This is a genomic window from Cellvibrio fontiphilus, from assembly GCF_042646205.1.
Lineage (GTDB): Bacteria > Pseudomonadota > Gammaproteobacteria > Pseudomonadales > Cellvibrionaceae > Cellvibrio > Cellvibrio fontiphilus_A.
The window spans coordinates 498,059-511,469 of sequence record NZ_JBHRTF010000004.1 but is presented as its reverse complement, the minus strand read 5'-3'; the positions used below and the strand labels follow the sequence as shown (position 1 = coordinate 511,469).

At 55.3% G+C, this 13,411-nt stretch carries 9 protein-coding genes; 5 read left to right on the top strand and 4 right to left on the bottom strand.

Going from position 1 to position 13,411, the window contains the following annotated elements:
* Positions 1-146 precede the first annotated feature (146 nt).
* The 5 genes from ACFODX_RS10885 to ACFODX_RS10865 all read left to right on the top strand — a co-directional run bounded on the left by ACFODX_RS10885 (position 147) and on the right by ACFODX_RS10865 (position 8,579).
* The gene (locus ACFODX_RS10885; RefSeq protein ID WP_378118977.1) at positions 147-1,202 is read left to right on the top strand and encodes a cellulose binding domain-containing protein; all 1,056 of its coding nucleotides are present in this window, start codon (positions 147-149) and stop codon (positions 1,200-1,202) included.
* 23 nt (positions 1,203-1,225) lie between these two features.
* Positions 1,226-4,597, top strand: a complete 3,372-nt coding sequence (locus ACFODX_RS10880) for a DUF1592 domain-containing protein (RefSeq protein ID WP_378118975.1) — start codon at positions 1,226-1,228, stop codon at positions 4,595-4,597.
* A 48-nt stretch (positions 4,598-4,645) separates the two neighbouring features.
* Complete coding sequence (locus tag ACFODX_RS10875; RefSeq protein WP_378118973.1) at positions 4,646-5,854, top strand: DUF1552 domain-containing protein; 1,209 nt, start codon at positions 4,646-4,648, stop codon at positions 5,852-5,854.
* Positions 5,855-6,430: 576 nt separating this feature from the next.
* Positions 6,431-7,486 (top strand): glycoside hydrolase family 11 protein, encoded by a 1,056-nt coding sequence (locus ACFODX_RS10870; protein WP_378118971.1) that lies wholly within the window; start codon positions 6,431-6,433, stop codon positions 7,484-7,486.
* Positions 7,487-7,634: 148 nt separating this feature from the next.
* Entirely contained in the window at positions 7,635-8,579 is a 945-nt protein-coding gene (locus tag ACFODX_RS10865) for a HEAT repeat domain-containing protein (RefSeq protein ID WP_378118969.1), read from the top strand.
* A 145-nt stretch (positions 8,580-8,724) separates the two neighbouring features.
* Here ACFODX_RS10865 and ACFODX_RS10860 read toward each other — a convergent pair whose 3' ends face one another.
* The 4 genes from ACFODX_RS10860 to ACFODX_RS10845 form a co-directional block, all read right to left on the bottom strand.
* Entirely contained in the window at positions 8,725-10,926 is a 2,202-nt protein-coding gene (locus tag ACFODX_RS10860; RefSeq protein ID WP_378118967.1) for a xanthine dehydrogenase family protein molybdopterin-binding subunit, read from the bottom strand.
* A complete protein-coding gene (locus tag ACFODX_RS10855; RefSeq protein ID WP_378118965.1) occupies positions 10,926-11,390 on the bottom strand; it encodes a (2Fe-2S)-binding protein in 465 nt (154 codons plus the stop codon). Before ACFODX_RS10855 ends, ACFODX_RS10860 begins: the two co-directional genes overlap by 1 nt.
* Positions 11,391-11,452: 62 nt before the next feature.
* Positions 11,453-12,079, bottom strand: coding sequence for a nucleotidyltransferase family protein (locus tag ACFODX_RS10850; protein ID WP_378118963.1), 627 nt, complete (start codon positions 12,077-12,079; stop codon positions 11,453-11,455).
* Entirely contained in the window at positions 12,072-13,163 is a 1,092-nt protein-coding gene (locus tag ACFODX_RS10845; RefSeq protein ID WP_378118961.1) for an XdhC family protein, read from the bottom strand. The genes ACFODX_RS10850 and ACFODX_RS10845 overlap by 8 nt, the downstream gene beginning before the upstream one ends.
* Positions 13,164-13,411 lie beyond the last annotated feature (248 nt).

The window sequence follows — 13,411 nt, the reverse complement described above, 5'->3', positions numbered from 1 at the left end:
ACAACAATTTTTTTTGCGCTTTGGCGAGAGCCAGCGCGCAAATCACTTACCCCTCAGCCAACAAGCGATGTACAGATCTGTGCATCGCTTGTTGGCTAAGGGCCCATTGCCGGGTTCGCCCGACATCCACTCAAGAGGAAAACACCATGAGTAGTTTGACCGCCTCTGCGATCACCCCGCGCCCAAGGGGCAGGGTTACACGATCGCTCTGCCTGCTGGGTTTCAGCTTGGCAACAGTTGTACTTTCAGCCAAGGCTTCGGCGGGCTGTGAGTATGTCGTCACCAACCAGTGGAATAACGGATTTACCGCCGCGATTAGAATAACCAACAGCGGAACCAGTGCGATTAACGGCTGGAATGTGAGCTGGCAATACAGCGGTGACAATCGCTTAACCAGCAGCTGGAACGCCAATTACAGCGGCACCAATCCTTATTCCGCATCCAACCTGAGCTGGAACGGCAGTATCCAGCCCAACCAGACAGTTGAGATTGGTTTCCAGGGCAGCAAGGGCAGTGCTGCACCGGAAGTGCCACAAGTAACCGGCAGTGTTTGTGGTGCGGCGGCCTCTTCGGCGGCGACCTCCCAAGCCAGCTCTACCCCATCCTCAGTGGCATCCAGCACACCTTCATCGGTGGCCAGTAGTGTTGCCAGCAGCACACCGTCGTCAGTGGCCAACCAGGCGGCGTGGGACTTGAACAGCAGCGCCTCCTACCTGAACTTTGTGACTACCAAAAACACCCACAATGTTGAGGTACACAATTTCACAAGCCTTACCGGTGCGATTGGCAGCAATGGTGTAGCAACCGTGACTATCGACCTGAACAGCGTCAATTCAGGAGTTGCCCTGCGCGACCAGCGCCTGCGCGATTTACTGTTTGAAACCACCAGCTACCCGACCGCCACTGTCAGCGTTGCGGTGCCAGCCACCCTGCTCAGCAGCCTGACCCTGGGGCAGACCACCCAAACCGACATAACCGCCACCCTCAACCTGCACGGAGTCAGTGTTCCGCTCACCACCCGGGTATCGGTACAGCGCCTGACCAATTCACGCATTCTGGTGCAGAGCATGGCACCGGTACTGACCCGCGCGGGCGACTTTAACCTCACTGCCGGCGTGGAGGCTTTGCGCTCTATCGTCAACCTGACATCCATCAGTGCGGCAGTCCCCGTGGATTTCGCGCTTGTGTTTGACGCGCGCTAACTGGAGGCTTACGAGAAATTATCATGAAAAAATTACGCAAACTCTCCGCGCTCTCCCCATTTGGTTTGGCCCTTGCTCTTGTAGCGCCAACCACCGCACTGGCCCAAAACCTGTGTAACGTGACCTATACCACCGCCAACAGCTGGGGCAATGGGGCGCAAATCGGTGTATCCGTTAAAAATAACGGCGCCGCAGTGACCAGTTGGCAAGTCTGCTGGGCGTTAAGAGGCGGTGAAGCCATCGCCAATGTATGGGATGGCACCCTGACCACCAGCGGCAGCAATGTCTGTGTGTCCAACGCTGGCTACAACGGCAACCTGCCAACCAATGGCACCGCGCAATTTGGTTTTATCATCAATAACCCGGTGGCTTCAGCCCCTACGGCGTTTACGCTGAACGGCGCCAGCTGTAGTGGCACTGCGACCAGTAGCACTCCTGCCAGTAGCAGCCCAAGCAGCCTGTCATCCAGCAGCGCTAGCAGCACTGCGCCACAAACAGCGGCGCGCTGGTTATTGGAAGCCGGGAAATCCAGCTTTCACTTTGTGACGGTAAAAAATATCAGCACCGCTGAAACTTTCACCTTCACCCAGTTGCAAGGCACAGTAGCCACCAACGGCAATGCCACCCTGAGCATTCCGCTGGCGAGCATTTCTACCGGGTTTGATATCCGCAATACGCGTATGCAAAACCTGCTGTTTGAATCCAACTATCTGCCGCAATTGCACTTCACTACCCAGCTGGACCTGGCTGCGTTGGACGCCCTGCCAGTAGGTGCTATGCAAGTGCAGAGCATGACCGGCAACCTGATCCTGCACGCAGTGAGCAAAGCCATCACCTTTGATGCGACTATTGTGAAACACAGCAATACCAGCATCAGCGTATCGCCACGCCGCCCGATTGTGGTGAACAGTGTGGATTTTGAAATGAACGCCGGTGTTGAGGCGCTGCGCGCAGTGGCCAACCTGGGCTCGATTGGGGAAAAAACCCCGGTTTACTTCAAAATGTTCCTGACCCGCGACAACCCCACCAATATCGCCGCGATCAGCCTGCCAGCCGCACCTGCCGCACCCGCGAGTTTGATGGGCAACCTGAGTCAGGTAACGGGTGATACCAGCCTGAACTGGGCAGATGTGAGCAGCACCGAAACCGGCTTCCTGGTGCGCCGCCGCGGTGCCGATGGACGCTGGACTACCCAGAGCAACCTGCCGGCCAACAGCGCCAGCTTTACCGAGAACCTGCTTTCGGCTTACGGCAGCTACGACTACAAAGTCATCAGCTACCGCGACAGCGTGCCCTCACTGGCCAGCAACAGCATCAACCTGGTTTACACCAATGGCCAAAGCTCCAGCAGCAGCTCCAGCGTGGGCAGCACCGGCTCGCTCAGCTCTGCCAGCAGCTTATCCAGCAGTTCCAGCTCCAGCAGCTCAGGCGGCAATGGCGAGCTGATTGGTGACGCAACACGCGGCGCCTCGCTCTGGACCAGCCAAAGCTGTGTGGCCTGTCACGGTGTCGATGGCGAGAAAAACGCCAATGGCACACCGGCCTTCTCTCCACTCAACCCCAACCGCTCGGTATATCGCCACAGCCAGGACACCCAGGATCGCAGCCTGCGTGACTTTATCGCCATGTGGATGCCACAAACTGATCCGGGTTCTTGTACTGGCCAGTGCGCGGCTGACCTTGAGGCTTATATCCTGACCTGGCGTCGCCCTGCAGATGGAATCCCGGATAACCCGGTATCCAACTTCAGCTGCCCTAGCGATGTATCGCCCTATGGCCAACGCACCCTGCGTTTGTTGACCAAACAGGAATACCAACGCTCAGTGCGCGATTTGGTGGGTTACACCCAGGATGTGATTTCACGCCTGCCGGATGACTTTATTGCCGGTGCCTTCACCAACAACAACACCCTGTTGGTGGATAAAAACCGTTACACCAGTTACATCTCTACCGCCGAGCGTATAGCTACCGATGTGGCCACCCGCTGGAATGCGGTATTGGCTTGTAGCCCGAGCACAACCTGTGCTGACAAGCTGGTCAGCGACCTGGCACCACGCATTTTCCGGCGCCCATTAACCACCGATGAAGCCACTGCTTATCGCAATGTAGCCCGTGGCACCACCGGTGGCCGCACAGTGACCGAAGGTATGCAGGTCGCGCTGGCCGCTATGCTGTCATCGCCCCAGTTCCTGTACCGCTCCGAATTGGGTAACCCCAGTGGCAGTGGCTACAAGCTGGATGGCTACGAAATGGCCACCTTCATGAGCTACACCTTTACCGGCACCACCCCCAGTACAGACTTACTGGCCGCGGCCGGACGTGGCGACTTGAATACCATTGCCGGCGTGCGCCAACAGGCAGCCCTGTTGCTGAACTCTGCCAATACCCGTGTACTCCTGGGTGATTTTGTGAACCGCTGGCTGGGCACCGAGCAGCTGGAGATCAAAGAGAAGACCGGCGTAGCCAACTTTGCCACCCTGGCCAACGACATGAAGCTGGAACTGGGCAAGAACTTCTCCCAGGCCATGCTCAGCAGCGGCTCTACCTTCGCCTCGGTTTACAACCCCAGCTACACCCACGTGAACCAGCGTTTGGCGACCCTGTACGGCTTGTCCTATAACGCCTCAGGTGCGGATGCCGATGGTTTTGTGAGCACGGCAGCGGGTGATCGCGGCGGTATTTTGCTCTCCGGCGCCTTTATGTCGCGTTACGCCAGCGCCACCGATGCCAACATGGTGACCCGCGCTGTCGCCCTGCGCCGCCGCATGATGTGTCAGGACATTCCTGAGCCACCATCAGGTGTGAGCCTGGACCGCGAAGCACTGGCTGCACGTGACAAGGAGTTCTTTGAGAACCCGCACACCACCCAGCGCATGATCTTCGACCGCATCACCTCGGGCACCAGCTGCTCTAACTGTCACGGCGAGATCATCAACCCACTGGGCGGCACTATGGAGAACTACGACACCCTGGGTCGTCTGCGCAGCGTGGATTTGAAAGGCAACGCCATCAATGCGGCGGGCACCTTCTTCTCGCCCTTCCCGCAATTGCAGTTCCTCAACGACCCGGATCGCGTGATTCACTCACCCGCCATCCAGGTTAATGGCGGTAAGGATCTGGCGCGCACCATAGTGGAAGACCCAATGGTATCCAGCCTGGCGCAAAGCTGTCTGGCGACCCAGTTCGTCAGCTACAGCACCGGTATCCATTCGATCTTCCTGATCGATTCAACAAGGGATGTGGGCTACTCACGCATCAGCAAGGCGGAAGAAAACGCCTATCGCTGTGATGTGGCCGACCTGACCAACGTACTGACCACCCGCGGCCCAAGGGCGATGCTGGAAGAAATTCCCGCATTGGATTCTGTGATGTACCGGCGGGAGTGGGCGCGCTAAGGCGCGCTCCTTCCCACATCACCTTGTTAACGAATTGGAGTAAATAACATGAGATACAAAGACTGCTTCGACAAAGAACGCAGAGACTTTCTGAAAGTCGTTAGCCATGCCGGTATAGCTGCGGGATTGATCCAGGCCTCCAGCATGCTCGCGGGTGTTATGCTCGCGCGCACCGCCGAGGCCCAAACCGGCACGCCCACCAAACACTGTTTGGTATTTAACGGCGGCGGCTGTCACCCAACCCGCTGGTTCCCTACTGGCAGCACCCTGCCGGTGCAATCGGCGCCGCTGCAAACCCACTACAGCCGCATCGCCCTGCTGCGCAACGCCTCGCTGAGCGGCGCCGGCCACGGGGTTATGTTCCATCGTTTTAACAACGGCAGCTGGTCAGAGGACAGTTTTGATGTGAACCTGGGCCGCACCATTGGCGCCAACTACCCGGTGAAATACCTGAACGTAGGTACCACCGCAGAGTCGGCCTTGAGCCGCGAGGGCTACAACGGTCGCCCACTGATTACCAGCCCGCAAGCGGCACTGGATGTGCTCTTCTCCGGCGGTGGTGGCGGTGGTGGTGGCTCAGGCACAGCGCCGCGCCAGTCGGTGGTGGATTTGCACTACGCCGCGATTAGCAGCCTGCGCACCAAACTCGGCCAACATGAAAAGGACAAGCTGGACAGCCACTTCACCGCCATCCGCGAGATTGAAACTGCGATTGATTCCGGCGGCGGCAACTCGGGCGGCTCCTGCCCTACGCTGTCTAACACCACAGCCAGTGGTTTTGACGCTACGGCAAAACTGCATGCGGATATTGTGGCGCTGGCACTCAGCTGTAACCTCACTGCGTCTGTGTCTATCGCCTTTGGTACCGATGCCCATACCCACTTCCTGGATGTGCTGGGCCGCGAGTCGCACCAATCGCACCATAACCAGGGCAATATGCCTAACGCCTACACCGAAGATATTGTGTACATGCAGGGCCTGACCCGCTACCTGATGGACAAGATCAACGAGCGCGGGCTGTTTGGCTCCACCATAGTCACCCAAGTCTCTGACATGGGCGATGCCGACTCCCACGGCAATAGCAATGTGCCTATGCTGGTGGCCGGTGCGGGTATCACTGGTGGTCGAGTGGTGGATGCTGGCGGTAAAACCCAATCCGAGCTGTACCAGACCATCGGCTTGAAATTGCGTGCAGACCAGAGCCCGAACGGTTCTGTTTATCGCAACTGGGCCAGCTCCACTATCACCAGCTTGTAAGCCAACCCGCTGCCAAGCCTGACCATCGCCCCGGGTTTTTGATACCAACAAAGGCTCGGTGGCGAGTTAACACCAAGCCCCGGAATGAATGTGTACAACGCATTTATCCGGGGCTTTTTTATTGCGCTTTTTATCGCACTTTTAATTGCCTCCTGCATCGCGCGTTGTGTTGCAATTTGCAGCGCACTTTTTACCTTGCCAAGGCGATTTTTTTTGCAGATAAAACCCAATTTCAGCGCACCATTTTCTCTTGCCAAATTTTATTCGCCAGTAAAAAAATGACGCGAATCCCAACAAATTTATTCAATAGCTAAAAAATTATTTACGCATGAATCACACACAAAAGTTCTAAAAAAACTCAATATAGTTTAAATGACAATATGCTTATTGTTTTATTGACAACAACATTGCCGCAGGACTATAAATTTCCCATCGAATCGCCACGCCGTTTTTAACAATAACAGCATGTCGTATGGCGTTTGATAAACATCTGCCCGCAATAGGCAGGTCATCCTTCAACAGTCCCTCCTCCTCTATAGGCGGTATTGGTTGAGCGGCTCAAATGAGAAACTAATAATGAAATTCACAACAGGCAAAACGTTTTTTGGTGGTTTGATCGGCGCGGCGGCACTGTGTGCTTCAGTGGCCAGTGCACAAACCCTCAGCTCCAACTCCACCGGCACCAACAACGGTTTTTATTACACCTTCTGGAAAGATTCCGGCAGCGCGACCATGACCCTGCAAGCCGGCGGACGTTACACCTCGCAATGGAATAGCGGCACCAATAACTGGGTGGGCGGAAAAGGTTGGAACCCCGGCAGCAGCTCACGTGTAATCAGCTACTCCGGCAGCTACAACGTGAACGATTCACAAAACTCCTACCTTGCACTTTACGGTTGGACACGCAGCCCGCTGATTGAATATTACGTGATTGAAAGCTACGGCTCTTACAACCCTTCCAGTTGCGCCGGTGGCACCGACTACGGCAGCTTCCAGAGTGATGGCGCCACCTACAATGTACGCCGCTGCTTGCGCACCCAGCAGCCCTCTATCGATGGCACCCAAACCTTTTATCAATATTTCAGCGTGCGCACGCCGAAAAAAGGTTTTGGCAATATCTCTGGCACCATCACCTTTGCTAACCACGCCAACTTCTGGGCGAGCAAAGGTTTGAATTTGGGCGCGCACAACTATCAAGTGCTGGCGACCGAAGGCTATCAAAGTAACGGCAGCTCTGACATCACTGTGAGCGAAGGCAGCAGCGGTGGCGGCAGTTCCAGCTCGGCGCCATCAGGCAACAAAACCATTGTGGTGCGCGCACGTGGCACTGCCGGTGGCGAGCAAATCCGTTTGAAGGTGAATAACACCACGGTGCAAACCTGGACACTCTCTACCACTATGTCTAACTACACAGTGTCTACCAGCTTATCCGGTGGTTCATTGGTGGAATACTTTAACGATTCCGGCAACCGCGATGTGCAGGTGGATTACATCAGCGTGAACGGCAGCGTGCGTCAATCTGAAGCGCAAAGCTACAACACCGGTGTTTACCAAAACGGTGCCTGTGGCGGCGGCAACGGTGGCAGCGAGTGGATGCACTGCAACGGCGCTATTGGTTACGGCAATTTGTAATTTTTTAACGGCTAGCCAACACCACACGCAAGGGGCAGGCACTCTGCCCCTTTGCTGACAACAAATTTATAAACAATCAACAATAAATTGATAAACCATCAACAACAAAATCCATAAACCACAAACAATAACAACAAGGGGATTTACCATGAAAACTGCCGCGCTTTTTTCCATACCCACACTGTTTGCTGCACTGGCAGGTGCGTTTATCACCTACACCACGTTGCAGGTCACCAGCGATAGCCAGACACACAAACAAACCATTCGCGATTTGGAAAATAAAATTGTGCATCTGGAATTTTTATTGGCGCAACACAAACAACCGCGCAGTGCTGCAGCGGATTTTGCATTCGCACAAAACCGGGAAAATACCGGCAACATGCAACAACAAAAATCGCCTGAATTGATGGCCGGCGCCAAGAGCGAATTAACGACTACTGCAACTGACAACACCAGCAGTGACAACCAAATTAACAGCGATCAACTGATTAAAGATTTAAGCACAGTCTCCGAGCGCGACCCGCGCCCGTTTAGTAGCAAGGTGCGCGATTTACTGCAAACCAATAACTCGGTGGAAACGGTGGCGCTGGTGAGCCAGAGCCTGGCCTACCTCGCAGGCAATACCGAACTCTTGCCCGACCATGAATTGGATACGCTCTACCAGCAACAACAGAGCGATGAATTAAAACGTGTGGCCGCGCAGATTATGTCTGCACGGGGCGATAACCGCCTGCTGGAGCAACATATCACCAGCCTGCAACCCAAACTCAATAGCGAATCCGCACAAACCCGCCAGCAAGCGCTGGTAGAACTGGCCAAAACCGGTTATGCCAATGCCGCCAATGCCATAGCGCCACTGTTGGATGATGAAGACTCCGGCGTAAAACTGGATGCGCTCTTGGCGCTACGTGCGACCGGCAACCAAAGCCATATTTACCTGGTAGAAAAACTGCGCAACCACAGCGATCCTTCCGTCAGTTGGCTCGCCGAGGATGTAATCAACCAATTGCAAAATTTGAGTAGCATTGCGCGCACAAAAGTTAGCAGCAATGACATTACCGCCAACTTGCGCCCGGTCGCCGCCATTAACTAATTTGCACTAAAAACGGCGCCATGATTTGAATTAAAAACTGCACCAACATTTTCAAACATAATTCAAAAAACACATCAAAAAACACATCAAAAAAAATGCCGCTGGCGAAACCGCCAGCGGCATTTTTATTTCAGCGCTTTGAAAATTACGCTTTATTGCCCAAGGGTAAACGCGTGTAAGTTTTTCCGGTTGCAGCAAATAACGCGTTGGCGACAGCGCCGGCAATAGGCGGCAAACCCGGCTCACCCACGCCCGAGGGCATTTCCGCCGAAGGCACAATGTGTACTTCTACCTTGGGCATATCGCTAATGCGCAACAGCGGGTAATTGTGGAAGTTGCTCTGCTCCACCGCGCCTTTGTTCAGGGTGATGGCTTCGCCCAACGCTGCACTTAAGCCCATACCAATGCCGCCTTCCATTTGCGCGCGGATCACATCAGGCGTAATCGCCACACCGCAATCCACGGCGCAGACCACACGCTCCACCTTAAAGGTTTTATCCGCATTGATACGCACTTCTGCCACCTGCGCCACCCAGGTGCCAAAGGATTTATGCACCGCAATTCCGCGGCTGACACCGGCGGGTAATTTTTTATTCCACTCACTTTTTTGCGCCGCCAAATTTAAAACGCCCAAGGCGCGCGGTTCACTGGCGAGCAGCTCGCGGCGAAATGCCACCGGATCTTGCTCAGCCGCTTTGGCGAGCTGATCGACAAAAGTTTCCACCACAAAAGCATTGCCGGAATGGCCCACCGAACGCCACCAGAGGGTAGATAATTTCACCGGCAGCTCTGTGGCCGCAACGTGTAAATTTGGAATCGCGTAATGCATATCCTCTATGCCCTCGGCGACTGTGCCATCCACCGCGCCCTTGATCATGCCCTCAAAGGGCGTGCCGCGCAGAATGGCCTGGGCCACGGCGTGATGCTGCCAGGCGATGGCTTTGCCCTCTGCAGATACCGCACCTTTAATATGGTGTACCGCCATGGGCCGGTAGCGACCGTTGAGGATTTCATCCTCCCGCGTCCAGAGCATTTTTACCGCCCGCCCGGGCAGTTGTTTGGCGATATTGGCAGCATCTACCACGTAGTCGCTGGGGCAGGCGCGGCGACCAAAACTGCCGCCGGCATAGAGGGTATTAATTTTTACCTGCGCAGGTTTCAAACCCGTGGCGGCGGCCACCTCCTGCTGATCCACCGTGGGCATTTGGCAGGCAAACCACAACTCGCAGTGATTTTTTTCTACTTTCACCACGCAATTGATCGGTTCAATCGCCGCGTGTGTCAGGTAGGGCAATTCATAGGATGCGCTTAATACCTTGTCGGCCTTGGCAAGGGCGGCTGCCGCATCGCCGTTGGTTTTTACCGACGTGCCGGGCTTTTCCGCGAGCGCATGGGCGGCAGCAAATAATTCGCTGCTGCTGCGGGTTTCACTCGCCGATAAATCCCAGTCCACCTGAATTAATTTGCGCGCCTTTTGTGCGGCCCAAAAATTCTCGGCAACCACGGCAACACCGCGCGGGAATTCCACCACCGCCACTACGCCGGGCGATGCCTTGGCTTTCGCAGCATCCACTTTTTTTACCTTGCCGTACATTTTGGGCGGGTAGACCACCAGCGCGGTCAGCATGCCGGGCAACTGGATATCCTGGGTGTACACCGCGGTGCCATTGGTTTTTTCAAGGCTGTCTTTGCGCGGAATATTTTTGCCAATTAATTGAAATTCTTTTGGGTCTTTAAGCGCTGGCTTTTCCGGCACCGGCATAGTGGCCGCTTTTGCGGCGAGGGCACCAAATTCTGCCTTGCGCTGGCCGTGGGAAATAATCCCTGCGTTGACTTTGATTTCACTGGCCGGCACTTTCCATTCAGCAGCGGCCGCAGCGACAAGCATTTCGCGCGCGGCGGCGCCCATCTGGCGCAACTGCATCCAGGAGTTGGCAATCGACGATGAACCGCCGGTGCCTTGGGTTGGCCCCCAAAATAAATTGTTGTACTGGCTGGCATCGGCGGGGGCAAATTCCCACTGCATTTGCTCCCAGCGTGCGCCCAATTCTTCGGCGACAACGGCAGTCAAGCCGGTGCTCACACCCTGCCCCATATCCAAATGTTTTACCAAAATAGTGACGGTGTTATCCGGCGCTATTTTTACGAAGGCATTAAAAAATGGTGTGTCGCCACTTGCCATAGCCGGCGTGTTATCGGCCGCAGAAACGGATGCGCTACCCGCGATAAAACCGCTGCCCATTAACAGGCCACCGCCTATACCCATGGCCTGTAAAAAATCGCGGCGCGATACATTGGTCGCTGCATTTTTCTGTTCAGTTATTGCTTGGCGTTTCAGGAAGTTCATCAGGCTTTACCTCCCAGATTTTTGGCGGCGTGATGAATCGCTCCGCGAATACGATGATAGGTGGCACAGCGGCAGAGGTTGCCCCCCATAGCCGCATCGATTTGCGCATCGCTGGGGTTTTTATTGCCTTGAAGCAACGCCGTGGCCGACATAATTTGGCCCGACTGGCAGTAGCCGCACTGGACTACATCCAGCTCGCGCCAGGCTTGCTGCACCGCTTGAAAGGCAGGCGAATTAATTCCCTCGATGGTTTCGATGGTTGCGCCCGCCGCTGCCGAAATAGGCAGGCTGCAAGCGCGCACCGGGCTGCCATTCATATGCACAGTGCAAGCGCCGCAGAGCGCCATACCACAGCCGAGTTTGGTGCCGGTCAGCTGCAATTCATCGCGCAGCGCCCAGAGCAGTGGGGTGTCCGGGTCTAGGTCCAGCTGTTGTTCTTTTCCATTGATCGTCAGTGAAATCATGGGTAGCTCCTTGGCGGAAAAATCAATTCAAGATGGCGGTGTTATTGGCATTGCCGCATTAGCTACACCGCTTTGCGTAAATATTTGGAGAGATCAGCCGGTGTATCTACATCAAACTCTGCCGAAGGCATAGCCACAGGCATTACCTGATTGCGATAGCGCAGCAAGATATTTTTTGCACCGCGATCACCGCGACTCTCATACAAACGCGCTTTAAAGTGTGCGGGAAATAGCGCAGGCACACCGAGGGTGTTGGCAAAACTGGCGCAGGCGATTTTTTCTGGCTGGGCGCACCAGTGGCGATACAAATTTTGCAGATCCTGCGCGCTTACCAAAGGTTGATCGCCCAACAACACCAGAACCGGATTGCTGTTTTGTAAATGTTTAATGGCGTGCGCGAGCGAGTGCCCCAAACCCAAATTCCAGGCGCGAAATTCCAGCAACTCCACCGGCGTGTTACAGCCTTTGCCCGCGCTGGAGTTCAGCGCCGGCAGCGCCTGCAATAACTGCGGATAAAAAGCACCGCCCACCACCAGAATACGCGCCGGGTTGAGCTGGCGCGCGGCGGCGATAGTCGCCGCTAACAGGGGCTGGCCCTTCCAATCGGCCAATTGTTTACAGCTGCCAAAACGGCTGGCATTGCCCGCCGCTAAAATCAGGCAGTCCAGCGCGTGGGTTGAATTATTCATGGCGCACCTCGCTAATTATCTGGTTGATGGATGCAAGCTCGGAATGACAATGACCAAGGGCCGCCACAACACCCAAAGGCTGGGCACTGCTACCGTAAATTCTGGCGTGGCACTCGGCCAATACCGAGAGCGCAATGCTCTCGGGCAAATCGCCCCCCAAGGCCAGGCCCATAGGCCCGGCAATGGGGTAACGCAGTTCGGCTTCGGTTAACCCGGCAGCGGCCAGCACGTCGGCCTTGCGCTTGGCTGGCCCGAGTAAACCTATGTAGGGGTTGGACAATTGCATTGACTGTAATGCTGCAATGGCCGCCGCATCCAGGCGCAGATTGTGATGGGCAATAACTACCCCATCGACCCGCTGTAATAACTCGGCATTTAGGTCGGCAACCGCCAGATTCAGCGCTTCTATTTGCGCGGGAAAATTATCGCGCTTGGCTGCATTCAAACGCGCATCGGCCAGAGTCACGCGCCAGCCCAATACCAGCGCCAATTGGCACAGGGGAATTAAATCTGCGCCGCTGCCCAGCACCAATAAATGCGGCAGCGGGTTGATGAGGGTGGAGAGTATTTGGCTGTCGCCCGGCATGTCGCTGTTATCCGCCGGGCTGCGCCGCAAGGCACCATGTTGGCGACGGGAGAAATCGCGCAGGCAGGCATTAAAACGCGCGCGCGGTTTATCCAGTTGCAATTCCAATTCGCAGGCGAACTGTTGTTGCAGACAACCAAACAGCGCGGGCAATTGCAGGTAATCATTAGCGGCATTACAGGGATGCAGAAGAATTTCCGCTGCGCCGCCACAACCTATGCCCAAGCGCCAGGCAATGTTGGTGTCATCGCTGGCGTCGTAAATAATCCGCCGCGACTTGCCCAGCGCAATTACCTTGCGCGCTTGCAACAACAGATCGGATTCAATGCAGCCACCGCTCAACATACCCAGCTGATGGCCGGCATCACTCAGCAGCATCAGCGCACCGGTTTTGCGATACACCGAACCGCGGGTATCAATCACCGCGCCCAGCACCCAATTGGCCTGGTCTTTCAGCGGCAGCCAGCTGGCCAGTAAGTGATAAAACTGGGTAGACATAAACAAGCATCCGCGTTGTCGAGTAGTGCACCAGCAATTCGCTCGATAATCCCACCAGCCTTGGTCAGAAAAAAGCCGATTTAACAAAACTAAACCCATCAACACATTTCCCAGCGTTTGGAAAAAGTGCCACCCCATGTTATGGTTAATTTAACTATTATAAGTTTGGCGCCAAGTCGCCGGGCACAACAACATCAACCCATCGGCATGGTTATCGGTCAGTGAAATTCACTGCTGTGGAACAATAA

Coding starts and splice junctions, on each gene's coding strand:
- ACFODX_RS10875 (WP_378118973.1), top strand. CDS start 4,646: ATGAGATACAAAGACTGCTTCGACAAAGAACGCAGAGACTTTCTGAAA.
- ACFODX_RS10860 (WP_378118967.1), bottom strand. CDS start 10,926: ATGAACTTCCTGAAACGCCAAGCAATAACTGAACAGAAAAATGCAGCG.
- ACFODX_RS10855 (WP_378118965.1), bottom strand. CDS start 11,390: ATGATTTCACTGACGATCAATGGAAAAGAACAACAGCTGGACCTAGAC.
- ACFODX_RS10880 (WP_378118975.1), top strand. CDS start 1,226: ATGAAAAAATTACGCAAACTCTCCGCGCTCTCCCCATTTGGTTTGGCC.
- ACFODX_RS10850 (WP_378118963.1), bottom strand. CDS start 12,079: ATGAATAATTCAACCCACGCGCTGGACTGCCTGATTTTAGCGGCGGGC.
- ACFODX_RS10865 (WP_378118969.1), top strand. CDS start 7,635: ATGAAAACTGCCGCGCTTTTTTCCATACCCACACTGTTTGCTGCACTG.
- ACFODX_RS10885 (WP_378118977.1), top strand. CDS start 147: ATGAGTAGTTTGACCGCCTCTGCGATCACCCCGCGCCCAAGGGGCAGG.
- ACFODX_RS10845 (WP_378118961.1), bottom strand. CDS start 13,163: ATGTCTACCCAGTTTTATCACTTACTGGCCAGCTGGCTGCCGCTGAAA.
- ACFODX_RS10870 (WP_378118971.1), top strand. CDS start 6,431: ATGAAATTCACAACAGGCAAAACGTTTTTTGGTGGTTTGATCGGCGCG.